This window comes from Streptomyces sp. NPDC046261, assembly GCF_040646235.1.
GTDB lineage: Bacteria > Actinomycetota > Actinomycetes > Streptomycetales > Streptomycetaceae > Streptomyces.
Genome location: NZ_JBEYZU010000027.1, coordinates 1 through 25,204, shown reverse-complemented (window position 1 = coordinate 25,204; position 25,204 = coordinate 1). Strand labels below are relative to the sequence as shown.

General features: G+C 72.9%; 23 protein-coding genes. 6 read left to right on the top strand and 17 right to left on the bottom strand.

Annotated elements, in window-relative coordinates; all coding sequences use genetic code 11:
* Positions 1-5: 5 nt before the first annotated feature.
* The 13 genes from ABZ956_RS28710 to ABZ956_RS28650 form a co-directional block, all read right to left on the bottom strand.
* On the bottom strand, positions 6-653 hold the full coding sequence (locus tag ABZ956_RS28710; RefSeq protein WP_361899779.1) for a 1-hydroxy-2-methyl-2-butenyl 4-diphosphate reductase: 648 nt from the start codon (positions 651-653) through the stop codon (positions 6-8).
* Positions 653-2,674 (bottom strand): squalene--hopene cyclase, encoded by a 2,022-nt coding sequence (gene shc, locus ABZ956_RS28705; RefSeq protein WP_361899777.1) that lies wholly within the window; start codon positions 2,672-2,674, stop codon positions 653-655. Before shc ends, ABZ956_RS28710 begins: the two co-directional genes overlap by 1 nt.
* 134 nt (positions 2,675-2,808) lie before the next feature.
* Positions 2,809-3,873 (bottom strand): polyprenyl synthetase family protein, encoded by a 1,065-nt coding sequence (locus ABZ956_RS28700; protein WP_361899774.1) that lies wholly within the window; start codon positions 3,871-3,873, stop codon positions 2,809-2,811.
* A 71-nt stretch (positions 3,874-3,944) separates the two neighbouring features.
* Positions 3,945-5,402 carry a hydroxysqualene dehydroxylase HpnE gene (gene hpnE / locus ABZ956_RS28695; protein ID WP_361899771.1) on the bottom strand — a complete coding sequence of 486 codons (1,458 nt, stop codon included), beginning with the start codon at positions 5,400-5,402 and terminating at the stop codon, positions 3,945-3,947.
* A 103-nt stretch (positions 5,403-5,505) separates the two neighbouring features.
* Complete coding sequence (hpnD, locus tag ABZ956_RS28690; protein WP_361899768.1) at positions 5,506-6,456, bottom strand: presqualene diphosphate synthase HpnD; 951 nt, start codon at positions 6,454-6,456, stop codon at positions 5,506-5,508.
* Positions 6,453-7,352, bottom strand: a complete 900-nt coding sequence (gene hpnC, locus ABZ956_RS28685) for a squalene synthase HpnC (RefSeq protein WP_361899765.1) — start codon at positions 7,350-7,352, stop codon at positions 6,453-6,455. Before hpnC ends, hpnD begins: the two co-directional genes overlap by 4 nt.
* Positions 7,353-7,810: 458 nt before the next feature.
* A complete protein-coding gene (locus ABZ956_RS28680) occupies positions 7,811-8,602 on the bottom strand; it encodes an ABC transporter ATP-binding protein (RefSeq protein WP_361899763.1) in 792 nt (263 codons plus the stop codon).
* A complete protein-coding gene (locus ABZ956_RS28675) occupies positions 8,595-9,530 on the bottom strand; it encodes an ABC transporter permease (RefSeq protein ID WP_361899760.1) in 936 nt (311 codons plus the stop codon). Before ABZ956_RS28675 ends, ABZ956_RS28680 begins: the two co-directional genes overlap by 8 nt.
* A 78-nt stretch (positions 9,531-9,608) precedes the next feature.
* Entirely contained in the window at positions 9,609-10,508 is a 900-nt protein-coding gene (locus ABZ956_RS28670) for a glycosyltransferase (protein WP_361899757.1), read from the bottom strand.
* Positions 10,505-11,284, bottom strand: coding sequence for a CDP-alcohol phosphatidyltransferase family protein (locus ABZ956_RS28665; protein WP_361899754.1), 780 nt, complete (start codon positions 11,282-11,284; stop codon positions 10,505-10,507). Before ABZ956_RS28665 ends, ABZ956_RS28670 begins: the two co-directional genes overlap by 4 nt.
* Entirely contained in the window at positions 11,262-12,323 is a 1,062-nt protein-coding gene (locus tag ABZ956_RS28660; RefSeq protein WP_361899752.1) for an iron-containing alcohol dehydrogenase family protein, read from the bottom strand. The genes ABZ956_RS28665 and ABZ956_RS28660 overlap by 23 nt, the downstream gene beginning before the upstream one ends.
* Positions 12,311-13,063 carry a phosphocholine cytidylyltransferase family protein gene (locus ABZ956_RS28655; RefSeq protein WP_361899750.1) on the bottom strand — a complete coding sequence of 251 codons (753 nt, stop codon included), beginning with the start codon at positions 13,061-13,063 and terminating at the stop codon, positions 12,311-12,313. Before ABZ956_RS28655 ends, ABZ956_RS28660 begins: the two co-directional genes overlap by 13 nt.
* Positions 13,060-14,838, bottom strand: coding sequence for a DUF5941 domain-containing protein (locus ABZ956_RS28650; protein ID WP_361899871.1), 1,779 nt, complete (start codon positions 14,836-14,838; stop codon positions 13,060-13,062). The genes ABZ956_RS28655 and ABZ956_RS28650 overlap by 4 nt, the downstream gene beginning before the upstream one ends.
* Positions 14,839-15,092: 254 nt before the next feature.
* Between ABZ956_RS28650 and galE the strand changes: the two genes are divergently transcribed.
* The 3 genes from galE to idi all read left to right on the top strand — a co-directional run bounded on the left by galE (position 15,093) and on the right by idi (position 17,906).
* Positions 15,093-16,079, top strand: coding sequence for a UDP-glucose 4-epimerase GalE (gene galE / locus ABZ956_RS28645; protein WP_361899747.1), 987 nt, complete (start codon positions 15,093-15,095; stop codon positions 16,077-16,079).
* A gap of 152 nt (positions 16,080-16,231) precedes the next feature.
* Positions 16,232-17,179 carry a cation diffusion facilitator family transporter gene (locus ABZ956_RS28640; RefSeq protein ID WP_361899744.1) on the top strand — a complete coding sequence of 316 codons (948 nt, stop codon included), beginning with the start codon at positions 16,232-16,234 and terminating at the stop codon, positions 17,177-17,179.
* Between the two features lie 115 nt (positions 17,180-17,294).
* Positions 17,295-17,906 (top strand): isopentenyl-diphosphate Delta-isomerase, encoded by a 612-nt coding sequence (idi, locus tag ABZ956_RS28635; RefSeq protein ID WP_361899741.1) that lies wholly within the window; start codon positions 17,295-17,297, stop codon positions 17,904-17,906.
* Here the strand turns inward: idi and ABZ956_RS28630 are convergent.
* Together ABZ956_RS28630 and ABZ956_RS28625 are read right to left on the bottom strand one after the other, a co-directional pair.
* On the bottom strand, positions 17,881-18,399 hold the full coding sequence (locus ABZ956_RS28630) for an ATP-binding protein (RefSeq protein WP_361899738.1): 519 nt from the start codon (positions 18,397-18,399) through the stop codon (positions 17,881-17,883). The two genes, idi and ABZ956_RS28630, sit on opposite strands and share 26 nt — an antisense overlap.
* Before the next feature lie 141 nt (positions 18,400-18,540).
* Entirely contained in the window at positions 18,541-19,161 is a 621-nt protein-coding gene (locus tag ABZ956_RS28625; RefSeq protein ID WP_361899735.1) for a DUF308 domain-containing protein, read from the bottom strand.
* A gap of 67 nt (positions 19,162-19,228) precedes the next feature.
* Here ABZ956_RS28625 and ABZ956_RS28620 point away from each other — a divergent pair, with 67 nt between their 5' ends.
* Positions 19,229-19,981, top strand: a complete 753-nt coding sequence (locus ABZ956_RS28620) for an enoyl-CoA hydratase-related protein (RefSeq protein ID WP_361899732.1) — start codon at positions 19,229-19,231, stop codon at positions 19,979-19,981.
* Here ABZ956_RS28620 and ABZ956_RS28615 read toward each other — a convergent pair.
* Both ABZ956_RS28615 and ABZ956_RS28610 read right to left on the bottom strand, forming a co-directional pair.
* Positions 19,965-20,615 (bottom strand): DJ-1/PfpI family protein, encoded by a 651-nt coding sequence (locus tag ABZ956_RS28615; protein WP_361899729.1) that lies wholly within the window; start codon positions 20,613-20,615, stop codon positions 19,965-19,967. The two genes, ABZ956_RS28620 and ABZ956_RS28615, sit on opposite strands and share 17 nt — an antisense overlap.
* A gap of 59 nt (positions 20,616-20,674) precedes the next feature.
* Positions 20,675-21,664 (bottom strand): GlxA family transcriptional regulator, encoded by a 990-nt coding sequence (locus tag ABZ956_RS28610; protein ID WP_361899726.1) that lies wholly within the window; start codon positions 21,662-21,664, stop codon positions 20,675-20,677.
* Between the two features lie 105 nt (positions 21,665-21,769).
* Here ABZ956_RS28610 and ABZ956_RS28605 point away from each other — a divergent pair, with 105 nt between their 5' ends.
* Entirely contained in the window at positions 21,770-22,627 is an 858-nt protein-coding gene (locus ABZ956_RS28605) for a hypothetical protein (protein ID WP_361899723.1), read from the top strand.
* A gap of 75 nt (positions 22,628-22,702) precedes the next feature.
* Positions 22,703-25,069: a Tex family protein gene (locus tag ABZ956_RS28600; RefSeq protein ID WP_361899721.1), complete on the top strand. Its 2,367-nt coding sequence runs from the start codon at positions 22,703-22,705 to the stop codon at positions 25,067-25,069.
* Positions 25,070-25,204 lie beyond the last annotated feature (135 nt).

Sequence of the window (25,204 nt, the reverse complement as noted above, 5' to 3'; positions counted from 1 at the left end):
CTAGCTCACCTCCTGGGGAGCAGCAAAGAACGGTGCCATTCGAAAAAAGCCGGAAGGACGGTGCGGAGCACGCGGAACGCCGATATTCCACCCCGCAAGGTCCCGATTCTCACGAGTTCATGTTCTGGAGCGTCCACGACCACTCTTACGGCCGCAACCGGGCGTGTGCCGGCCTGTGCGGCGCTTCGGAGCGTCGCCGCCGATTCCATGTCCACGGCCAGTGCGCCGGCGGCGTGCAGGGCCGCGCGTTCCGCGCCGCGCACGAGATGGTCGGATCCCACCAGCGGACCGATGTGGATGACGCGCCGGGGCGCGACGTGCGCCAGCTCCTTGGCCAGCAGTTCCACGCCGGTGCACTCGGTGCGCCCCGCCGCGTCGCGTGTCTCGTCGGCGACGACCAGGTCGCCGGGGTGCATTCCGGGGGCCAGGCCGGCGCAGAAGCCGGTGGCGACGACGGCCGCGTCGGCCCGGACCGTGCCGTCGGCCAGGGCCCGGGCCACCGCCCGTTCCGCCGCCTGGGGCCCCATGCCGGTGCGCAGTACGGTCACGGGCCCGGCGCCGCCCCGGCCGCCGCGCAGCGCCAGGCGCTCGATGCCGAGCGCGCAGGCGACCAGCAGCGGTGCGGGGGCGGCGGTGCCCGTGCCGCGTGTCATCACACCTCCAGCCGTTCGGGGGCGAAGGGGGCGCCGTGCACGTACCGGCCGAGGGCGGTGAGCGGGAAGACCTGGCGGTAGAGGTGGTAGTTGATGGAGAAGTCCCAGGGGAAGCCGGTGCCGGTGAAGTGCGGCTCGTCCCAGGAGCCGTCCTCGCGCTGGGTCTCCGCCAGCCAGTGCACGCCCCGCTCGACGGCCTCGCTGTCCCGCTCCCCCGCCGCCAGCAGGGCCAGCAGCGCCCAGGCGGTCTGTGACGCGGTGGAGGCGCCGCGCCCGATCCACTCGGGGTCCCGGTACGAGCGCAGGTCCTCGCCCCAGCCGCCGTCGCCGTTCTGCACCTCACGCAGCCAGGCCACGGCCCGGCGGATCGCCGGGTGGGCGGGGGGCAGTCCGGCGGCCACCAGGGCCGGGACCACCGAACCGGTGCCGTAGACGTAGTTGACCCCCCAGCGGCCGAACCAGGCGCCGTTCTCCTCCTGTTCGGCCAGCAGCCACTCGATGCCGCGCCGGGTGCGCGGGTGGTGCTGCTTGCCGAGGGCCGCCAGCATCTCGACGACGTGCGCGGTGACGTCGGCGGACGGCGGGTCGATGACCTCGCCGAAGTCGCAGAACGGCAGCCGGTTGGGGAACGGGCTGGTGTTGTCGGCGTCGAAGGCGCCCCACGCGCCGTTCCTCGACTGCATCCCCGCGGTCCAGCGCGCGGCCCGGCGGACGGCCTCCTCGACCCGCCGGGGGTCGGGGTGCCTGACGCGCTTGAGCGCGAGGACGACCTCGGCGGTGTCGTCGATGTCGGGGTAGTTGTCGTTGTGGAACTCGAACGCCCACCCGCCCGGGGGCAGTTCGGGACGTCGTACCGTCCAGTCGCCGGGGCGCAGGATCTGCTCGTCCAGCATCCAGTCGGCGGCCTTGACGAGCGCCGGGTGGTCGGGGCTCACGCCCGCGTCGGCGAGCGCGACGGTGGCCAGGCAGGTGTCCCACACCGGGGACTGGCATGCCTCGATCATCCGGACCGGGGCACCGTCCGGGCCGTCCTCGCGCCACACGGCGAAACGGTCCAGCGACTGAAGTCCGGCGCGCAGCACCGGGTGCTCCAGGTCGTAGCCGAGGAGGTGGAGGGCGATGACGGAGTAGACGGCGGGCGGCTGGATCCCTCCCCAGCAGCCGTCGTTCTCCTGCCGCTCGATGATCCAGCGCGCCGCGGAGGCCAGGGCGGCCCGGCGCAGGGGGCGGATCGGGAAGCGGTGGTAGGCGTGCAGCGCCTTGTCCAGGCGCTGGAAGAGGCCGTCCCAGCCGGTGAGCGGGGCGAGCGGGCGCGGCGGGGCGGGCCGGCGCGGGTCGGTGTGCAGCTCGTCGAGGGCGAAGGGCGCCGGGCGTACGGGGCGCAGCGCGGAGACGATGGTCAGCGGCACGATGGTCTGCCGGGCCCAGCAGCCGAAGGCGTAGATGTTGAGCGGGAACCTCTTCGGCAGGTAGATGAGTTCCGGGGGGAGTTCGGGCAGGTCCTCCCAGCGCCACCAGCCGAAGAGCGCCAGCCAGATGCGGGTGAAGACGCGGGCGGCGGCGATGCCGCCCTGCTCGCGGATCCAGGCGGAGGCGGCGGCCATGTGGGTGGCGTCGGGGGCGTCCCCGGCGAGCCGCAGGGCGACATAGGCCTCGATGGTGGCGGAGAGTTCGGCGGGGCCACCGTGGAAGGTGGCCCAGGTGCCGTCGGGGCGCTGCTGGGAGCGGATCCAGCGGGCGGCGGCCGCGGTGGTGCGCTCGTCCTGGATGCCCAGGAAGCGGCGGAGCAGCAGGTCCTCGGCGTCCATGGTGACGTTGGTCTCCAGGTCGCCCTTCCACCAGCCCTGGGGGTCCTGGCGGGACAGCAGGTGCTCCGCGGAGCGGGTGGCGGCCCGCCGCGCGGCTTCGTACGTCTTCGGCGACCCGGTGGCCGCCGCGTTCGCAGGCAAAACGGTTGTGCTCTGGCCGGCCTCGGCTGCGCGGGGCGGCAAGGCCCCGGTGCCGTCGGTCGTCGCTGTCATGGCTTCCCCTATTGCAGTGAGTTTCTTCTCTGCCGTACTGCTTGTGACTGCCGTACTTGGGGGGTTCCGTCGGCCGGTGCCGCACAATTGACACCGGCCGGCGACCGCGAGGTGCTAGATCGGGTCGATGGCGATCAACTCTTCCGTACGACGACGAAGTCCGCGAGCGCGATCAGCTGCGCCCGGACCTCTGCGGGCATGTCGACCCCGTTCAGGGCCTCGATGGCGGTGGCGTGCTGGCGGCGGGCCTCCTGGGAGGTCCACTCCCGGCCGCCCGCCTCCTCGATGAGCGCCGCGCGGGCCGCGAACTCCTCCTCGTCGAAGTCGGCGGCCTGGGCGTCGGTGAGCTTGGCGTCGGCGGCCAGCAGGCCGGCGAGCCGCTCGGAGGCGGGGCCGCCGGCGGCGAGGGCGGCGACCACCGGGAGGGACTTCTTGCGCTGGCGCAGGTCGCTCCAGGTCTGCTTGCCGGTGGTCTCGGGGTCGCCCCAGATGCCGAGCAGGTCGTCGACGGCCTGGAAGGCGAGGCCGAGGTGGTAGCCGTAGGCCTCCAGGGTGTCGGCCGTACGGTCGTCGGCGCCGCCGAGGACCGCGCCGATGGAGACCGCGCAGGCCAGCAGGGCGCCGGTCTTGTTGCCCTCCATCTCCAGGCACTCGGCCACGGTGACGCGCTCGCGGTGCTCGTAGGAGATGTCCTGTGCCTGGCCGTCGATGAGCTTGCGGGTGGCCGTCGTCAGCCGCCGGGTCGCCCGGCCCGCCTCGACGGTGCCCAGCTCCAGCAGCACCTCGTTCGCGAGTGCGAAGAGCGCGTCGCCGACGAGGATGGCCTGCGCGGGGCCGTGCGCCTTCCAGACGGTGTCGCGGTGGCGGCGCTGCTCGTCGCCGTCCATCAGGTCGTCGTGCAGCAGCGAGAAGTTGTGCACGAGCTCGACGGCGACGGCGCCGGGGATGCCCACCTCGGGCGCGGCGCCGGCGGCCTCGGCCGAGAGCAGGGCGAGGGCGGGCCGTACGGCCTTGCCCCCGTCGCCGTGCGCCGGCCGCCCTTCGGCGTCGATCCAGCCGAAGTGGTAGGCGGCGACGGTGTCCATGGGTGCCGCGAGCCGGTTGACGGCGGCACGCAGCACCGGCGTGGCAAGCGTCCGTCCGCGCTCCAGCAGGGCACTGACGCCTGCGGTGTCGACAGCTGGGATCGCCGATGTCACGGTCTCTCCTCTGGTGGTCGTGCTCACGCGCGCCCCTGTTGCGGGAACGCGCGCCTTGATGGCTCGCTGGGTCATACCGCCGCCTCCCGCAGGGGGTCCCGATACGGTCGGCCGAGCTCGGAGAGTGCCGCGCCGGCGGCATTCAGTCCGCTGCGCACCGCGCTCTCCATGGTCGCGGGCCAGCCGGTGGCGGTCCACGCACCGGCCAGGTAGAGGCCGGGCGCGTTCGTGGGGGCGTGCGGCCGCAGCCGGCCCACGCCGGGGGTGGGGGCGAACGTCGCCGTCCGCTCCCGGGTGACGAAGAAGTCGCGCACCGCCGCGCCCCGGGCGGCGGGCAGCAGCCGCTCCAGCTCGGGGAGGTAGCGCTCGCGCAGCTCGGCGACCGGCCGGTCGATGTCGTCCTGCGCGGCCGACTGGGACACGGCCAGGTACTGGCCCGCGCCGTCGAGGGCGGCCAGCCCGGAGGAGTCGGTGCGGTCGAAGACCCACTGCACCGGGCTGCCCAGGGCCGTGAAGAACGGCTGCCGCATGACTTTGCGGTCGTATACGACGTGCAGGTTGAGGATGGGTGCGGTGTCGATGCCCAGCAGCCGGTCCGGGTCGTCCAGGGCGCCGTCGGGCAGCAGCGCGTGGGTCTCGCGCTGGGGCACGGCGAGCACCACGGTGTCGGCGTCGAGCCGCTCGGCGGTGCCGGGGCCGGCCTCGGTGTCCACGTGCCAGCCGCCGTCGGCACCCCGGGTGATCGCCGTGGCGCGCGTGCGCAGGGCGGTCCGCACCCCGGCGGCGTCGAGGGCGGCGCGGGCCCGGGTGTCGTGCAGCTCGCCCAGCGGTACGTGCGCCCAGCCGATGTCGGCGGCGCCGGGCTCGGAGAGCAGGCCGGTCTTGAAGACCATGGCGGCCAGGCCCAGCGAGGACCGGTCGGCGGTGGCGTTGAGGGTGGCCACGCCCACCAGGTCCCACAGCGCTTCGACCGTACGGTCGGACTGGCCCCGGCGGCGCAGCCAGGTGGCGAAGTCGACGCCGTCCAGCGCGGGGTCCATCGGGTCCAGGCCGCGCAGGGCCAGCGCGGCCCGCCCGACGCTCGCGCGCTCGGCGAGCGAGAGGTGCGGGTACGTGGCCAGGCTCGCGGCGAGGTGGAGCGGAACGGGCAGCGCGGTGCGGCGCAGCCGGCCGAGGCGGGGCCGCCCCGAGGGGTGGCCGACGTCGAGGACGGGCACGTCGAGCCGGTCCTGCAGGGGGGCCAGGTGCCGGGCCCCGACCCGGTCGAGGAACCACTGGTAGGCGGTGCAGCAGCGCAGGTAGACGTGCTGGCCGTTGTCGATGGCCAGCTCGCCCCGGCGGAAGGAGAAGGCGAGCCCGCCCAGGCGGGGCCGGCCCTCGACGAGGGTGACCCGCACTCCGGCGGCGGCGAGCTGAAGCGCCGCCGTGATGCCGGCGAGGCCGCCCCCGATCACCACCGCGGCCGCTCCGTCGGAGCGGCCTGCCTGTGCGGGGAGCCGGTCGGGCCGGGTTGTCGTCCGTGATGTCATGCGCCCACCCCCTCGGCTGCTGTCAGGGACGCGATGGATGGGCGGAGGGTTGCGCGCCGCTTGCCGCCGTGGCGGCAGGCGGTGCCTGCGTGCGCGGGGGTCATCAAGCGCGCCCCCTGGCGGTCTGCCGGTGGACGCTGCGGGCGTCGTACCCGGACAGTCCGCGGACGGCGACGAAGGCCTTCTCGCGCCCGGGCAGGGAGACCCTGCCGCGGAGCACGGCCTGCGGTTCCTCGGCGATGCGGTCCAGCAGCCGGCGGTAGATGCCGGACATGGCGGCGACGCAGGCGCCGCTGCGCCGGTCGAGCATGGGCAGCAGCCGCATGCCCTCGGCGAAGAGGGCGCGGGCGCGGCGTACCTCGTAGTGGACCAGCCCGGTGAAGTCGGCGCCGGCGGGGGGCCGCACGGAGTGGAAGCCGGCGGAGCAGCCGAACTTGGCGAGGTCGTCGGAGGGCAGGTAGGTGCGGCCGTTGGCCGCGTCCTCGCGTACGTCCCGCAGGATGTTGGTGAGCTGCAGGGCGAGGCCGAGCGTGTCGGCGTACTCAGGAGCGCGCGCGGCGTCCCGGGCGCCGGGCACGGTGCCGAACACGCCGAGGGAGAGCCGTCCGATGGCACCGGCCACGCAGCGGCAGTACGCGGCGAGGTCGTCCCACGTCTCGTAGGTCTCGCCCCGCACATCCATCTGAACGCCGTCGATCAGTTCGTCGAGGCCGCCGATGGGAATGGGAAAGCGGCGCACGGCGTGCGCGAGCGCGACGGCCACCGGGTCGGTGTCGTCCTCGTCGACGGCGCCGTCCCGGATCCGGTCCAGCGTCGTACGGGCCTCCTCGAGCCTCAGCCGCTTGGACTCGGCGTCCAGGGGGCCGTCACCGATGTCGTCGACGCGCCGCGAGAAGGCGTACAGGGCCGACATGGCCCGTCGCTTGGCCGCGGGCAGCAGCCTGATGCCATAGCTGAAGTTGCCGGCCTGCTGTCCGGTGACGGCCTCGCAGTAGCTGTACGCGGCGAGTACCGGTGCGGACGCGTGTGGCGTTCCGTTCACGGTCCCGCTCACCCCTCTCTTCGCAGTGTCGCCCCCACCGCGCGCAGCACGCTGAGCTTGGTGGGCTTGGGCGGTCCAGGGAGAACGTCGTGTCCGGCGGCGGCGACCGCTCCGAGGGCGGCCCTCCCACCGCCCACGAACCCCGCGAGCAACAGCTTCAGCCTGCCGTGGACGCTACCCACCAGGGGGGTGCCTTCATTCAGCAGGTGTCCGGCGCGTTGCGCCTCGTACGCGACCAGCGCGCGCACCGATGCGCTACCGGTCGGAAGAGCGAGGTCGGACTCCGTCACACGGAAGCGTTTCATGTCCTCGGCGGGGAGGTAGACGCGGTCGCGTCCAAGATCCTCGGCGACGTCCTGTAGGTGTTCGATGATCTGCAGTGCGGTGCACACCGCGTCCGAGCGGCGGATGCGCTCGGGGCTGGCCGTTCCGGTGATGCCGAGGACGAGGCGGCCGACGGGGTTGGCGGACAGCTCGCAGTAGGCGAGCAGCTCGTCGTAGGTGGCGTAGCGGCTCACCCGCTGGTCCTGGCGGTTCGCCTCGATCAGGGCGAGGAAGGGCTCGGGGGTCAGACCGCACCGGCGGACGGTCGGACGCAGCCGGATCAGCAGCGGGTGACGGGGGCCCGTGCCGGTGGCGTCGAAGACCCGCCGCAGGTCGGCCTCGAAGGCGTCGAGCATGGCGAGACGGTCATCGCTCTGCTCACGGTCCAGGCCCAGCAGCTCGGCGTCGCGGCCGCCGGGGGCGAGGTCGCCGTCGCCGATGTCGTCGACGAGACGGGCGTAGCCGTAGATCGCCATGAGATCGGCACGCCAGGCCCGGGGCACGAAGAAGGGCGCCACGGGAAAGTTTTCGTGCGCGGCCTTGTCGAGCACGGCGCGCGCGTGCGCGTCCGTCCCCGCCGTCATCGAGGGCTGCCCGGACCGGGGACGGCGTACGCGTCTCTGATCTGGAGAGAGCCCCTGGCCAATACGGCCAATGCAGCCATTGCCGTCACATCTCCCGTTCTACACTGCCGACCCAGAACATCCTATTTCGGACACGCCGCAGGGTAGGGCCGTCCCCCTGGGCTCCCCTTCGAGCCTCCCCCTGTGCACCCTCGGCAGTGGGGTGCGCGGGTATCGCCATGCCCCACCACAAACAGCAGCAAAAGAGCACGCTACAGCGTACGCCGTACAAGTGTCCGACGCCCGCCGGGGTACGTGCTTGATCCATACAATGCCACGCGACGCCCGAATCGGCCCTGACAATAAGCGAGTTGATCGTCACGGAACGGTCAAGGCCCCCGCCGGCACACGTCGGCGGGGGCCTGGTGCGACCGGTGCTCCCCCGGGTGCCCCCGGGAAGCACGGGCGCGGAGCTGAAGTTACCGGGCCGTCTCCTTCTCGTACGCCCGGACCACCTCGTCCGTCGGGCCGTCCATCAGCAGCTCGCCGCGCTCCAGCCACAGCACCCGGTCACAGGTGTCCCGGATGGACCTGTTGTTGTGGCTGACCAGGAAGACCGTGCCGGCCTCCTTGCGCAGCTCGCGGATGCGCTCCTCGGAGCGCTTCTGGAAGGAGCGGTCGCCGGTGGCCAGGGCCTCGTCGATCATCAGGACGTCGTGGTCCTTGGCCGCCGCGATGGAGAAGCGCAGCCGGGCCGCCATGCCGGAGGAGTAGGTCCGCATGGGCAGCGTGATGAAGTCGCCCTTCTCGTTGATCCCGGAGAAGTCGACGATGCTCTGGTAGCGCTCCCTGATCTGGTCCCGCGACATGCCCATGGCCAGACCGCCGAGCATCACGTTCTTCTCGCCCGTGAGGTCGTTCATCATGGCCGCGTTGACGCCCAGCAGCGAGGGCTGGCCGTCGGTGTAGATCCTGCCGCGCTCGGTGGGCAGCAGTCCGGCCACCGCCTTGAGCAGGGTGGACTTGCCGGAGCCGTTGGAGCCGATCAGGCCGATGGCCTGGCCCCGGTAGGCGGTGAAGCTCACCCCCTTCACCGCGTGCACCTCGCGCACGCCGGCGCCCGGCGTGCGCTTGATGATCCGGTTCAGGGCGGCGGTCGCGCTGCCGCGGCCGGTGCTGCCGCCGTAGACGCGGTAGACGATGTGGACGTCGTCCGCGATCACGGTGGGCACGGGACGGGAGGTCTCGGTACCGGTGTTCTGCTCAGCCACGGCCGTACTTCTCCTCAGCCTTCCAGAAGTACACGAAGCCGCCCGCGCCCACGATCAGCGCCCAGCCCACCGCCAGCGCCCAGACGTGCGGCGGCAGGTGGATGTGGCTGCGGTCGTCGATCAGCGCCCAGCGCATCAGGTCGATGTAGACGGCGGCGGGGTTGGCGGCCAGGACGTCGACGACCCAGCCGGGCGCGTTCGTCTTGTGCAGCGCGGCGCTCAGGCTGTACATCACACCGGACGCGTACATCCACGTGCGGGTGATGAACGGCAGCAGCTGCGCCAGGTCGGGGGTCTTGCTGCCCAGCCTGGCCAGGATCATCGCCAGGCCGGTGTTGAAGAGGAACTGCAGCACCAGCACGGGGACGATCAGCACCCACGACAGCGCGGGCATGTGCCCGAAGCCGAGCAGGAAGAGGAACAGCACGCACATCGACAGCAGCAGCTGCTGGAGCTGCTGGAGCGCGAAGGAGATCGGCAGCGCCGCCCGCGGGAAGTGCAGGGCGCGCACCAGCCCCAGGTTGCCCGCGATCGAGCGCACACCCGCCATCGCCGAGCTCTGCGTGAAGGTGAAGACGAAGATCCCCGTCACCAGGAAGGGGATGTAGGTGCGGATCCCCATGTCCTTGCCCTGCTGCATCAGCAGGCCGAAGATCAGGAAGTACACCGAGGCGTTCAGCAGGGGGGTGGCCACCTGCCAGACCTGGCCCAGCTTGGCCTGGCTGTACTGGGCCGTCATCTTCGCCCGGGAGAAGGCGATGATGAAGTGCCGCCGGTCCCACAGCTGCCGGACGTACTCCGGCAGGCTCGGCCGGGCGCCGCTCACCGCGAGCCCGTACTTCCTGGCCAGCTCGGCGGCGGGCAGACCGTCGTCGGGTGACGGCGGGGCACTCATGGCGACCGCACTGTCGTGCGTTGTCTCGCTCACAATTGACACTTTCGTCCTCAAGGTGCGCTGCCGGGGCCGGGCCCCGGTTCGCGCCCGGTGCTCTCAGACAAGAGCTTGTCAGATCACGGGCGGGCGACCCAGTCGGGTCAGGCGCCACACGGTACGCCACTTCATGGGGCGCCGTGGACCGCAAGGCGTCGTCCAGCCCTCCCGGAATCCGCCGAACCACGCCCGCAGCGCGGGCAGCGACGGGCGCCGGGCCAGGGTCAGCAGCAACCACACCCCGACGTAGACGGGGACCAGGGGTGCCGGAAGGTTCCGGCGCGCCAGCCAGACCCGGTTGCGGGCGACCATGCGGTGGTAGACGGCGTGCCGGCTGGGGGCCGTGGTCGGGTGGTGCAGCACCATGTCCGACCGGTAGTCGATCATCCAGCCCGCGTCGAGGGCCCGCCAGGCGAGGTCGGTCTCCTCGTGCGCGTAGAAGAACTCGTCCGGCAGCCCGCCGACGTCGGCGAAGACCCGGGTGCGGACCGCGTTCGCGCCACCGAGGAAGGTGGTCACGCGCGAGGAGCGCATCGGGTCGGCGGCCCGCAGCCGCGGCACGTGGCGGCGCTGGGTCTCGCCGGTGTCGGGGTCGGCGATGCGGAAGCTGATGATGCCCAGCTCGGGGTCGGCGGCGAAGGCCTGGCGGCACAGCTGTGCCGTGTCCTGGTTCGGCAGCAGGCCGTCGTCGTCGAGGAAGAGCAGGATGTCGACGTCCCGGCCGGCCGGGCCGAACGCCTCGATGCCGACGTTGCGGCCCGCCGGGATGCCCACGTTCTCGGGCAGCTCGACGGTCCGCACGGTCAGCCCGGGGACGCTCAGCTCGGGCAGCGGGGAGCCGTTGCCGACGACGGCGACCTCGATCGCCTCGCCGGTCTGCTTGGCGACCGACTCCAGCAGGGCGCGCAGCTCCTCGGGACGGTTGCCCATGGTCAGGACGACCGCGCCGACCTTCATGGTGTTCTCGCTCCTCATTTGAGCCTGCTCGACGCCAGGATGGACACCAGGTGCAGCAGGGTCTGCAGCAGTGCGATGCCCGCCAGGACGGCCGTGCCCAGGCGGGTGAAGAACAGGTCGCCCCTGCTCGCGTCCACGATCGCGAGGACGAGGATCAGCAGGGACGCCTCGATGCCGAGGATCAGCCGGTGGAACTTCAGCGCCGCGGCGGCCTTGCGGGCCAGCGCCATGCCGGAGGAGCGCGGCTCGGACGCCGCCTCCTTGACCGGCGGCAGGCCCGCCTGATGGCGGGCGACGCCGACGAGGTCGGTCTCGGCCTTGATCAGGACGGCGCCGAGCGCGGCGAGGGTGCCGAGGAAGGCCCACAGCCAGTCGATCCGGCCGCTGCCCCACAGGTCGGCGGCGCGCAGGCCGAGGCCGACCAGGACCGCGGCGTCGCACAGGTAGGCGCCGACCCGGTCCAGGTACACCCCGGACATCGAGTACTGCTTCTTCCAGCGGGCGATCTCGCCGTCGACACAGTCCAGCAGCAGGTAGAGCTGGACCATGACGACGCCGAGCACGGCGCCCGTGATCCCCGGCACCAGCAGGGCCGGGGCCGCGAGGACGCCCGCGACAGTCATCAGGTAGGTGAGCTGGTTGGGCGTGATCCGGGTGTTCACCAGGTACCGGTCGCAGCGCAGCGAGATCTCTCGCATGTACAGGCGGCCGGCCCAGTGCTCACCGCTGCGCCGGTCCTTGACACCCTCGGGGTGGACGACCGGGCGGAGTTCAGCGACTGACGGTTTGTGCATAGTCGGCGTAGGCGTCCCTGATCTGGTGGGTGGAGAGGTCGAGGTGCTCCAGGATCGTGTACCGCCCCGGGCGGGTCTGCGGCGCGTACTCCACCACCCGCACGAACTCGTCGTCGGTGAAGCCGATCTCGCCGGGCAGCACGGGCAGGCCGTGCCGCCGCAGCACCTCGACCATCAGCGCGGACTCCTCGCGGGCACCGCGCAGGTGCATCGCGAAGGCGGCCCCGAGGCCGCACTGCTCGCCATGGCTGGCGGCGCGCTTGGGGTGGAGGATGTCGAAAGCGTGGTTGATCTCGTGGCAGGCGCCGGAGGCGGGGCGGCTGTCACCGGCGACGGACATCGAGATGCCGGTGAGGACCAGCCCCTCGGCCAGCACCTGCAGGAAGCCGTCGTCGCCGACGCCGCCGGGGTGGCGCAGCACGGCCTCGCCGGCCTGGCGGGCCATCGCGGCGGCGAGGCCGTCGATCTTCTCGCCGCGTTCGCGGTGGGCGAGCTCCCAGTCCGCGACCGCGGAGATGTTGGAGACCGCGTCGCCGATGCCGGAGCGGACGTAGCGGACGGGGGCCTCGCGGATGACGTCGAGGTCGATGACGACGGCGATGGGGTTCGGCACGCCGTACGAGCCGCGGCCCGCGTCGTTGTCGAGCGTGGCGACCGGCGAGCACAGACCGTCGTGCGAGAGGTTGGTGGCCACGGCGACCAGGGGCAGGCCGATGCGTGCGGCGGCGTACTTCGCACAGTCGATGATCTTGCCGCCGCCGAGGCCCACGACCGCGTCGTAGTGCCCCTTCTTCATGCGGTCGCCGAGGGTGATGGCGTCGTCGAGGGTGCCGCCGCCGACCTCGTACCAGGAGGCGCCGGGCAGCGCCGGGGCGAGCCGCTCGCGCAGCGCCGCCCCGGAGCCGCCGCTGATGGCGATGGCGAGCTTGCCGGAGCTGGAGATCCGCTGGTCGGCGAGGACGCAGGCCAGATCGTTCAGCGCACCGGCGCGGATGTCGACGACGACCGGCGAGGGGATGAGCCTCGTCAGTACTGGCACGCGATCTCCCGGCCCTTGGCGAGGTCGTCGTGGTTGTCGATCTCGACCCACTTCACGTCGCCGATGGGGGCCGTGTCGATCTTGAAGCCGCGGTGCACGAGCTCCTGGTAGCCGTCCTCGTAGTACAGGTCGGGGTCGCGCTCGAAGGTGGTCTTCAGGGCGTCGGCCAGCTCGGCGGCGGCGTCGGCCTCGATGAGCGTGACGCCGATGTACTCGCCGGTGGCGTCGGACGGCTCCATCAGCTTGGTGATCTTCTGGACGCCCTTGTCGCCGTCCACGACGACCTTCATCTCCTCGTCGGCGAGGTTCTTCACCGTGTCGAGGGCGAGGATGATCTTCTGGCCGTCGCCGCGGGCGGCGAGCAGCGTCTTCTCGACGGAGACGGGGTGGACGGTGTCGCCGTTGGCGAGGATCACGCCGCGGCCGAGGACCTCACGCGCGCACCACAGGGAGTAGGCGTTGTTCCACTCCTCGGCCTTGTCGTTGTCGATCAGGGTGAGCTTGAGGCCGTACTTGGCTTCCAGCGCCTCCTTGCGCTCGTACACGGCCTCCTTGCGGTAGCCGACGACGATGGCGACCTCGGTCAGGCCGACCTCGGCGAAGTTGCCGAGGGTCAGGTCGAGAACGGTGAGCGACTCCTCCGCACCCTGGGGGCCGACCGGCACGAGGGCCTTGGGCAGGGTGTCGGTGTAGGGACGCAGACGCCGTCCGGCGCCGGCTGCCAGCACGAGGCCGATCATGCGGGTTCTCCTGTTTCGTCGTGTACTGCGGGCGCCCCGGCGGACACCCAGAACCGGATGCTCTCGCTGAGCACCAGGAGCGTGATGGCGGCCGCGAGGGCCGTCAGCGCGATGGTGAAGCCCCGGCCGTGCCAGAGGGCGGCGGCGGCCGTGACCGCCACGACCCGCCCCTCGTGCCCGCCGATCGCCCGCACCAGCCAGTGCGGCGGGGCACCGGTGCCGCCACGGATGCGGTACACCGTGTCGTAGTGATGGTAGGCGACCGCGGCCACCAGGCCGAAAGCCGCGGGCAGGGCGCCGGGGGCGCCGGAGAGCGCCGCCAGGCCCAGGATCATGCCGTACTCGGCGGCGCGGAAGACCGGCGGCACCAGCCAGTCGAGGGGCCCCTTGAGGCTGTGGTGGACGGCGACGGCCGCGACGCCGGCGTAGGCCACGGCCTGCGCGAGGGCGGGCCAGGTGCCGGCCTGGCCGAAGAGCAGCGGGCCGATGAGCAGCAGGGCGGCGGCGACCGCCGCCCACAGGGGCGCGCTGTACGCCGTGCCGGTCCTGGAGCGCGCCGGTCCCACGGTGAGCCACAGCGAGTCGGTGAGGTCCGCCAGCGCCCGGGCCGCCCGGTCGGTCCTCTTCGCCTTCCGGGTCAGCGAGCGCAGCACCCGGCCGGCGGTGGTGTAGCAGGCGGCGAAGGCGCAGCCGATCAGCAGCACGACGAAGACGACGCGGGGGGTGGTGAGCGCGGTGAGGACCGCGATCAGCGCCCAGCGCTCACCGATGGGCAGCACGATCATGCGCCGCACCCAGACCGTCCAGCCGACGCTGTCGAGCCGGTCGGAGAGGGCGGCGGTGGGGCTGGTGTTGGCGGTGGCGTCGTGGTTGGCCTCGTTGAAGGAGAAGTCGACCACGTGCCGGCAGGTCTGCAGGATCATCGCGCCGAGCGCGAGGGCCCAGACGTCGTCCCCGCCCCTGGCCGCGCCGAGCGCGAGGCCCGCGTAGTAGGCGTATTCCTTGGCGCGGTCGAACGTCGCGTCGAGCCAGGCGCCGAGCGTGGAGTACTGCAGGGAGTAGCGGGCGAGCTGGCCGTCGGTGCAGTCGAGCACGAACGAGGCGATCAGCAGGACGCCCGCGGCGATGTACCCGGGCCGCGTGCCGGTGGCGGCGCAGCCGGCCGCGATCAGCGCGGTCAGCAGCGAGGCGGTGGTCACCTGATTGGGGGTGAGGCCGCGGCGGGCGCACCAGCGGGCGAGGTAGCGGGAGTAGGGGCTGATGCAGAAGGTGGTGAAGAAGCCGTCGCGGGACTTCACGGCGCCGCGCAGCCGCACGGCCTCGTCGTCGACCGCGGCGGTCTGCGCCCGGGCCTTGGCGCGGATGTCCTCGTCCGCCGGTACGGCCGCGACCAGGACCCCCAGCTCCGGGCGGTGCACGGCCAGGCCCCCGGCGGTCAGCCGGGCGGCGAGGGCGTCGGGCAGCCCGGCGGTGGGCGCGGGCTCTTCGGCGAGCGCGCGCGCGAGCGCCGCGCGGGCCGCGGGCTGCGCGGTGAGCGCGCCGGTGACGGCGGCGGCGGGGAAGCGGGGGTCGGTCAGGGCGAGCCGCAGGGCGTGGACGTGGCCCACGAAACGGTGGTCGACGAGGGCGACCCGCTCGGTGGCCGGGACGGCGGCCAGCACCGTGGCGGCGCCGGCGGCGTCAGGGGCCGTGCGGACGTCGAAGCCCAGGGACCGCAGGTCGTCCTCGAGGGAGGAGCCGGCGGGCGGCGTGCCGGTGAGGATGGCGGTCGACAGACGAACTCACTCCTTGGAAGCTGGCGTGGCCGCCTCGGGGTCCGCGAAGTGACCGGGCGGCGTGCGTGGCGCGCCAGGCCCCGGCCGCGGGGCGGCGTGCGGCACGTCGGCAGAGGCTATCGGATCACCGGAAGGCCCCGTTCACCGCACGTGCACCCGGACGTCCCGTCACTGACAGGACGTCCGGGAAATCCGGACGGTTCCCGCGGACGGACGAAACGTTTCCCGTCGTCTGGCTGGAATAGGGTGCCGTCATGACGTGGCTGATCACAGGCGGAGCGGGGTACATCGGGGCGCACGTGGCGCGGGCGATGACGGAGGCCGGGGAACGGGTGGCCGTGCTGGACGACCTGTCCTCGGGCGTGGCCGGCCGGCTGCCCGGGGACGTGCCGCTGGTGCGGGGCTCGGTGCTGGACCGCGAGGTGCTGGACCGCGCGTTCGCGGAGCTGGACGTGACGGGTGTGGTGCATCTGGCGGCGAAGAAGCAGGTCGGGGAGTCGGTGGAGAAGCCGCTGCTCTACTACCGCGAGAACGTGCACGGGCTGACGGTGCTGCTGGAGGCGGTCGTCGCCGCCGGGATCCGCAGCTTCGTCTTCTCCTCCTCCGCGGCCGTCTACGGCATGCCCGACGTCGACCTCGTCACCGAGGACACGCCCTGCCTTCCGATCAACCCGTACGGCGAGACGAAGCTCGCCGGCGAGTGGCTCGTACGGGCCACGGGCGCCGCGCACGGCATCTCCACGGCGTGTCTGCGCTACTTCAACGTCGCGGGCGCGGCCCGGCCGGAGCTGGCCGACACCGGCATCTTCAACATCATTCCGATGATGTTCGACCGCATCACCCGCGGGGAGCGCCCCCGGATCTTCGGCACCGACTACGCCACCCCGGACGGCACCTGCGTCCGGGACTACATCCACATCGAGGACCTGGCCACGGCCCACCTGGCCGCCGCCCGCCGCCTCGCCGAGCGGCCGGGCACGGGCGATCTGACGCTGAACGTGGGCACCGGCCGCGGGGTGTCGGTGCGGGAGATGGCCGATCTGATCCGCGAGGTCACCGGCAGGCCCGAACTGACGGCCGAGACCGGGCCACGCCGTCCGGGTGATCCGGCGCGTGTCGTGGCGTCCGGGGAGCTGATCGCCAAGGAGCTGGGCTGGAGCGCCCGGCACGACCTGCTGAGCATGGTCACTTCGGCCTGGGAAGGGTGGTGCCTGCACCACCCCGAGGCCCGCCGCGGCTGATCGTCGCAGGTCGGGCAGTTTTGACATCACCGCAGGTCAGGGCAATGACAACGGTGTTCAGTGCCGCGTTGCCCCATACCCCCCACCCGTAGTTCACTGGGGCTCGGCCGGCGCCCGCCGGCCGTTCCCGGAGATCTTCGGAGGCGGCATTCATGGGAGCGGGGCACGACCACGGCCACTCGCACGGGGGACCCCCGCCCGGCACGAGCGGCACCGCGGCCGCCGCCTACAAGGGGCGGCTGCGCATCGCGCTGGGCATCACCCTCACGGTGCTGGTGGCCGAGATCGTCGGCAGTGCGCTGACCGGTTCGCTGGCACTGCTCGCCGACGCCGGGCACATGGCCACGGACGCGGTGGGGGTCTCGATGGCGCTGGTGGCGATCCACTTCGCCAACCGGCCGCCGGGCGGGCGGCGCACCTTCGGCTACGCCCGCGCCGAGATCCTGGCGGCGCTGCTGAACTGTCTGCTCCTGCTGGGGGTCGGCGGCTTCATCCTCTTCGAGGCCGTCGAGCGGCTGCGCAACCCCACCGACGTGCCGGGCGGGATGACGGTGGCGTTCGGTCTGGTGGGTGTGGTCGCCAACCTGATCTCGCTGGCCCTGCTGATGCGCGGCCAGAAGGAGAGCCTCAATGTGCGCGGGGCGTTCCTGGAGGTCCTCTCGGACGCGCTGGGCTCGCTGGCCGTGGTCGTCTCGGCCCTGGTGATCATGCTGACGGGCTGGACGCAGGCCGACCCCATCGCCTCCCTGCTCATCGGGCTGATGATCGTGCCGCGCACGCTGAAGCTCCTGCGGGAGGCGCTGGACGTGCTGCTGGAGGCGGCGCCGAAGGACGTCGACATGGACGACGTGCGGGCGCACATCATGGCCCTGCCGGGCGTGGAGGACCTGCACGACCTGCATGTGTGGACGATCACATCGGGGATGCCGGTGCTGTCCGCGCACGTGGTGGTGGACCCGGCGACGCTGGACTCCGCCGGGCACGGGAAGATACTCCACGACCTGCAGGGCTGTCTGGGTGAGCACTTCGCCGTCGAGCACTGCACCTTCCAGCTGGAGCCCAGCGGGCACGCCGAGCACGAGGCCAGGCTCTGCCACTGACCCGCCCCGGTCGGCCCGCCCCGGCCGGGGCGGGCCGGCCAGGACTCATCCGTCGCCGCCCTGGGCATCTCGTACGGCAGACTTGAGGGTCGAAGACAGACAATGAGGATGGTCAATGCCGATCACATCAGCCACGGACCGCTCCGCCGACTCCGCCGCGGTTCCCGCTTCCGCCGACGCCGCTGAACCGATCATGCTGGAGCTGGTCGACGAGGACGGCAGGACCATCGGCACCGCCGAGAAAGTCTCCGCCCATGTGGCGCCCGGCCGGCTGCATCGCGCCTTCTCGGTCTTCCTCTTCGACGACGAGGGCCGGCTGCTGTTGCAGCGCCGGGCCCTGGGGAAGTACCACTCCCCCGGCGTCTGGTCGAACACCTGCTGCGGCCACCCCTACCCGGACGAGCCGCCCTTCGTGGCGGCCGCCCGCCGCACCGGCGAGGAGCTGGGCCTGGCGCCCGCGCTGATGCGCGAGGCCGGGACCGTGCGCTACAACCATCCCGACCCTGCCTCGGGCCTGGTCGAGCAGGAGTACAACCACCTCTTCGTCGGGACCGTACGGGCGGAGCCCGACCCGGACCCGCGGGAGATCGCGCAGACCGCGTTCGTCACCCCGGCCGAGCTCGACGAGCTGCGCCGCGAGGGCACGTTCTCCGCGTGGTTCTCGACGGTGCTGGACGCCGCGCGTCCGGCGATCCGGGAGGTCACCGGGGCCGCAGCGGGCTGGTAGCGGCGGCGCGCGGGTGCAGCGGCAGGGCGGCCCAGACCACCTTGCCGCCGCTCGCGGTGTGCTCGACGTCGCACCGGCCGCCCACCTCGTCGACGGTCGCCTGGACCAGCAGCAGGCCCCGGCCCCCGGTGCGCGGCTCGTCCTCGGCGTACGTCTCCAGCGCCTTGGGGCGGTAGGGGTGGTTGTCCTCGACGGCCACGCGCACCCACTCGGGGCCGATGGAGACCTCCACGGCCACCTCCGGGGAGAGCAGCGCCGCGTGCCGGACGGCGTTGGTGACCAGCTCGGAGACGATGAGCAGCAGCCCGTGCAGCAGGTCCTCGCGCAGCGGGACCCCACGGCGCCGGATCAGATCGCGGACCGCGTGTCTGGCCCGGGGCACCGAGCAGTCGAGCGCGGGCGTGGTGTAGCGCCAGGTCCCGTCGTACTCGGCCGGCTTCCGGGGCGGGGGCGCCTGGCCCGGCTCGGGCGGTACGCCCCCGAGGATCTCCATGTCCGATACCAACCCCTCGCCGTGGCCCGTCCGCACAGGTCGAGTGTTGGGAATCCCGGGGTCCGCACCGGTCGGCTGAACAGAAGTCGGCCTCTATCGACGGGTTTTGATCGCGTACGTGTGCCGTGGCCGCTTCGGCGACTATTCCTGGCTGCCCCGTTCATCCTTCAATGAGCGGTGCGGACTGTCATCTTCCGAGACCAGATTCACGACACGCCGCCCGCCGACGCCGAACGCGATCAGCCCGAGCCCGTCGAAGAGCAGCGCGAGGGAGATGAAGGTGCCGATGACGTAGAGGCTGCTGCGCGGCCAGTCGCCGAGCACCAGAATGCCCAGCAGCAGCCCGAAGGCGCCCTGCACCAGCGTCCAGCCGAACTGCGGCCCGCGCACCACCAGGCTGCCCACCAGCCGGAAGAGGCCGCCGGTCAGGAAGAGCAGCGCCGCGAACATCGTCAGCGCCTCGGCCGCGGCCCCGGGCAGCTTGATCACCACCACGCCCGCGGCGATGTTCAGCGCGGCGACCACCACGCCCAGCCAGAAGAAGTTGCTGCCGCGCGACTGGACGGCGTGCAGCAGGCCCACCGCGCCGCCGATCAGCAGCAGCCAGCCGAAGAGGATCATCGTGGTCAGCGTCGCGAAGGCGGTGTAGGCCAGCCCGACCAGGCCGGCGAGCACCAGCACCCCGCCCAGCAGGGCCAGCACCCCGAAGCCGCGTTTGAGCCTGCGGCCCGGGTGGTCCTGCCGTCGACGGCCTGGGGACATCAGCGCCTCCTCACAGCGCCCCCCTGTGGTGATCATAAGCAGGGTCGCCCCGGCTAGCATCCGGCGCATGGAGCCCGCACTGCATCTGGACGTCACCGACGCCACCGCCACCGTCCGCATCGCCAACCCCGCCAAGCGCAACGCCATGACCACCCCCATGTGGCAGGCGCTGCCCGCACTCCTGGAGCGGTGCGCGGCCGATCCGGCCGTACGGGTGCTGGTGCTCACCGGCGAGGGCGCGACCTTCTGCGCGGGCGCGGACATCTCCGGTCTGGGCGCCGACGGCGGCGAGGAGGCCCGCTCCCTCGCGGTCGCGGCCGAGGAGGCGCTGGCGGCCTTCCCCAAGCCGACGATCGCCGCCGTGCGCGGCCACTGCGTGGGCGGCGGCTGCCAGCTCGCCGCCGCCTGCGACCTGCGGTTCGCCGCGCAGGACGCCTCCTTCGGGATCACCCCGGCCCGGCTGGGCATCGTCTACGCGGCCTCCTCCACCCGGCGCCTGGTGGACCTGGTCGGCCCGGCGACGGCCAAGTACCTGCTGTTCTCCGCCGAGCTGATCGACGCCGAACGGGCGCTGCGCACGGGTCTGGTGGACGAGGTGTGGCCGGCCGGGGCCCTGGAGAAGCGGGTCGCGGAGTTCGCCGCGACCCTCGCCTCGCGCTCCCAGCTGACCCAGGTGGCGGCGAAGGAGTTCGCGGCCGGGCCGGCGCGGGAGGACCGCCTGGCGCACTGGGCGGAGCAGGCGCGCGGCAGCGGCGACCTCGCGGAGGGGGTCGCCGCCTTCCTCGAGCGCAGGGGGCCGCGGTTCACCTGGACGGTGTGACACCCTCCTCCCTGTCCCGGATCTTCCGCCACTCGGCCACGAGGTCGGCGGGCGCCTTGTCGGGGGAGCCCGCGTCGTACGGCGGCTGCGGGTCGTACTCGATCATCAGCTGAACGGACTGGGCCGCACGGTCGCCCTCCATCCGGCCCACGAGCGTGAGCCCCATGTCGATGCCCGAGGAGACCCCGGCGGCCGTGACGTACTTGCCGTCGGTGACGACCCGCTCCCCCGTCGGGTCCACGCCGTAGGCGGCGAGGTCCTTCAGGTACAGCCAGTGGGAGGTGGCCCGGCGGCCCGTCAGCAGCCCGGCGGCGCCCAGGATCAGCGAGCCGGTGCACACCGACGTCGTCCACGTGGACGTCCGGTCCGCCTCCTTCAGCCAGTCCAGGACGGGGCCGTGCGCGAGGGGCAGGTTCTCCTGCGGGCCGCCCGGCACCACGATGATGTCCGGGTGCGGAACGTCCGCGAGTGAGGCGGCGGCCACGAGGGCAGGCTTGCCGCTGTCGTTGGCCACGGGGCCGGGCCGCTCGGCGACGAAGGACGTCTCGGCACCGGGCAGGTGGCGCAGCGTCTCGTACGGGCCGATGGCGTCGAGGGTGGTGAAGCCGGGATAGAGCAGGATGGCGATCCGCATGCGGTGTTCCTCTTCTCTTGCGGTTCTCTCTTGCGGTTTTCTCTTGCGGTGAACGGGTCTCAGGTGGTGGCCAGGGAGGGCGCCGGGGACCTGAACCGGCGCCGGTATTCGGCGGGTGCCGTGCCCAAGGCGCGGACGAAGGCGCGGCGCATGGCCTCGGGCGTGCCGTAGCCGCAGGCGCGGGAGACCTCCTCGACGCCCTGCCCGGTCTCCTCCAGCAGCCGGCGGGCGGCCTCCAGCCGCACGCCCTCGACGTAGCGGCCGGGCGTCGTGCCCACCTCGGCCCGGAAGGCCCGGGCGAAGTGCCGGGGCGAGAGGCCGGCGCGGGCGGCGAGGGCCTCGACGCCCAGGTCGGCGCCGGGGTGTTCGGCGATCCAGTGCTGGAGGTCGCGCAGCGTCGGCCGGTCGGCGGTCTGGGCGGCGAGCTGGGTGCTGAACTGCCGTTGGTTGCCGGGGCGGCGCAGGAAGACGACGAGGTGGCGGGCGATGGCGAGCGCGGTCCGCCGGCCGTGGTCCTCCTCGACGAGGGCGAGCGCGAGGTCGATGCCGGCGGTGACGCCGGCCGAGGTGGCGACGGCGCCGTCGCGTACGAAGACGGGCTCGGGATCCAGCCGTACGGCGGGGTACCGCCGCGCGAAGTCCTCGCAGAACGCCCAGTGCGTGGTGGCGCGGCGGCCGTCGAGCAGCCCGGCGGCGGCGAGCAGGAACGCGCCCGTGCAGACCGAGACCAGCCGTCCGGCGCGTGGGCCGTTGCGGCGCAGCCAGTCCAGCAGCCGCGGGTCGGCGCCGGTCATGCAGTCGCCGCCGGGGACGAGCACGATGTCCGCGGCGCCGCACTCGCCCAGCGCGGTGTCCGGGGCGAGGCGCAGTCCGCTGCCGGTGCGCACGGGCGCTCCGTCGACGGTGGCGGTACGCACCCGGTAGGTGCCCGGGTCGCCGGCCAGGACGCCGGCGCCGTGGAACACCTCGAGCGGGCCGGTGACGTCGAGGCTCTGCACCCCTTCGTAGAGGATGATCAGCACGGTGCGGCGGGAGGTCATGCCCCTCATGCTGCGGCGCCCGGGCGAGTGGCCGCAATGACGAGCTCCCCACCTTTCCTGCCATGGCGACCCCGCCCTTCCGCGCCATACCAACCAGTCGGTAACGTGCGGGACATGAGCTCTCTTCCCGCGCGCGCCGGGCGCCGCTGCCACAACGTCGCCAACCCCTTCCACTCGGTCGTCTACTTCTCCCCCGACTCCGCCCGCGAGCTGGCCGGGCTCGGCATCGAGGAGCGCAGCGCCGCCTACCTCGCCGCGCGGTCCGCCGCGTTCGGCCGGGTCGGCGCGGGCACCGTCACCGCGACGTTCCACAGCTTCAAGCACGAGATGGTGGCGCAGCACGTCCCGCGGGTGTGGGACCTCGCCTCGCCGCAGCAGGTCCTCGACGCACGGCTGCGGGCCGCCGACGCCACGCTGCGGCGCCTGCTGGGCGAGGAGAGGCTGGCCTCGGCGGAGATGACCGAGGCCGCGGATCTGGCGCTGCGCGCGACGCGGGCCTGCGAGCGGCACACGCGCCCGCTCTTCGCCGCCCACGCCGACCTGCCCGTGCCGGAGGCCCCGCACCTCGCCCTGTGGCACGCGACGACGCTGCTGCGCGAGTACCGCGGTGACGGGCACCTGATCGCCCTCGCCCGGACCGGGCTGGACCCCGTCGAGGCGCTGGTCAGCCACTCGGTGACCGGGCGCGGCATGTCCCTGAAGTGGCTGCTCACCACGCGCGGCTGGAGCGAGGAGGAGCTGACCGCGGGCCGGGAGCGGCTGGCGCGGCGCGGACTGCTCGGCGCGGACGGCCGGTTGACGGAGGCCGGCATCACGCTGCGCGAGAACCTCGAGGACGAGACGGACGTCCTGGACGCGGCGCCCTACGAGCACCTGGGCGCGGCGGGCGTCGAGCGCCTGACCGAGCTGCTGACGGCGTTCACCACGGCCATCGTGGAGGCGGGCGGGTTCCCGGCCGACCTGCGGGGGTAGGACGCGGTCCCTGTCGGCGGTACCTGCCACAATGCAGATCGCGGCTCGAGGAGAGATCCCGGAAGAAGGCAGAGCGTGATCGTGACGACGTCGACGTCGATCGAAGGCAGGATCGCCGAGGAGCTCGGCGTACGGGAACGGCAGGTGCGGGCGGCCGTCGAATTGCTCGACGGCGGCTCGACCGTGCCGTTCGTCGCGCGCTACCGCAAGGAGGCGACCGGGGCGCTCGACGACGCGCAGCTGCGCACCCTGGAGGAGCGGCTGCGGTATCTGCGGGAGCTGGAGGACCGGCGGACGGCCGTGCTGGAGTCCGTACGCGCGCAGGGCAAGCTGGACGAGGCGCTGGAGGCGCGGATCCGCGCCGCCGACTCCAAGGCCCGGCTGGAGGACATCTACCTGCCCTTCAAGCCCAAGCGCCGTACCAAGGCGCAGATCGCCCGTGAGGCCGGGCTCGAGCCGCTGGCCGAGGCGCTGCTCGCCGACCCCGGCGTCGAGCCGGCGGTGGCCGCCGCCGCCTTCGTCGACGCGGACAAGGGCGTCGCGGACGCGGCCGCCGCGCTGGAGGGGGCCCGGGCCATCCTCACCGAGCGGATCGGCGAGGACGCGGACCTCATCGGCGAGCTGCGCGAGCGCATGTGGACGCGCGGGCGCCTGGCCGCGAAGGTGCGCGAGGGCAAGGAGGAGGCGGGCGCGAAGTTCGCCGACTACTTCGACTTCGCCGAGCCCTTCACCGAGCTGCCCTCGCACCGGGTGCTGGCGATGCTGCGCGGCGAGAAGGAGGAGGTCCTCGACCTCACCCTGGAGCCGGAGGCGCCGGACGAGCCAGATGAGACTGCCGCGGGCCCGAGCGCGTACGAGCAGGCGATCGCGCGCCGCTTCGGCATCGTCGACCGGGGCCGCCCCGCCGACAAGTGGCTGGCCGACACCGTCCGCTGGGCCTGGCGCACCCGCGTCCTGGTCCACCTCGGCATCGACCTGCGGCTGCGGCTGCGCCAGGCCGCCGAGGACGAGGCGGTGCGGGTCTTCGCCGCGAACCTGCGCGATCTGCTGCTCGCCGCACCGGCCGGCACGCGCGCCACGATGGGGCTCGACCCCGGCTTCCGTACGGGCGTGAAGGTCGCCGTCGTGGACGCCACGGGCAAGGTGGCCGCCACGGAGACCATCTACCCGCACGTTCCGCAGAACAAGTGGGACGCCTCCCTGGCCACCCTGGCCCGGCTCGCCCGCGAGCACGCCGTGGAGCTCGTCGCCATCGGCAACGGCACGGCCTCCCGCGAGACGGACAAGCTGGCCGGCGACCTGATCTCCCGTCACCCCGAGCTGAAGCTCACCAAGGTGATGGTCTCCGAGGCCGGCGCCTCGGTCTACTCCGCCTCCGCCTTCGCCTCGCAGGAGCTGCCGGGCCTCGACGTGTCGCTGCGCGGCGCGGTGTCCATCGCCCGCCGCCTGCAGGACCCGCTCGCCGAGCTCGTCAAGATCGACCCGAAGTCGATCGGCGTCGGCCAGTACCAGCACGACCTGTCCGAGGTGAAGCTGTCCCGCTCGCTGGACGCGGTCGTGGAGGACTGCGTCAACGGCGTGGGCGTCGACGTCAACACCGCCTCCACCCCCCTGCTCTCCCGCGTCTCCGGCATCAGCTCCGGCCTCGCCGAGAACATCGTCGCCCACCGCGACACCCACGGCCCCTTCCGCTCCCGCAAGGCCCTCAAGGACGTGGCCCGGCTCGGCCCGAAGGCGTACGAGCAGTGCGCCGGCTTCCTGCGCATCCGCGGCGGCGACGACCCGCTCGACGCCTCCAGCGTGCACCCCGAGGCGTACCCGCTGGTCCGCGCCATGGCGAAGGCCACGGGCGGCGCGGTGGGCTCCCTCATCGGCGACACGGCGACGCTGCGCTCGCTGCGGCCGGAAGACTTCGTCAACGACTCCTTCGGCCTGCCGACGGTCACCGACATCCTGCGCGAGTTGGAGAAGCCCGGCCGCGACCCGCGGCCGGCGTTCAAGACGGCGACGTTCAAGGACGGTGTCGAGAAGATCGGCGACCTGGCGCCCGGCATGGTCCTGGAGGGCGTCGTCACCAACGTCGCCGCGTTCGGCGCGTTCGTGGACATCGGCGTGCACCAGGACGGGCTGGTCCATGTCTCGGCGATGTCGAAGACCTTCGTCAAGGACCCGCGGGACGTGGTGAAGCCGGGGGACATCGTGCGGGTGAAGGTGATGGACGTCGACATTCCGCGCAAGCGGATTTCGCTGACGCTCAGGCTGGACGACGAGGCGACGGCCGCGGACCGGGAGGCCCGGGGCGGCAACGCGGGGGCGCCGCGCGAGCGCTCCCCGCGCCGGGGCGGTACCCCGCGGCCTCGCCGCGAAGCGGGCAGCCGTCCGGCGGCGCCGGCTGCCGACAGTGCGATGGCGGATGCCTTGCGGAGGGCCGGGTTGCTCTGACGGGCGGACTTTCCCCCACCCCGCCCCTTCCCGTAACCGGGCGTCGTCACCGTCTTCGAACACCACCCGCCGGACCGCAACGTCCTCGCCCACGAGACCGGCCATGTGCTGGACCTGCCCGACCTCTACCACCGG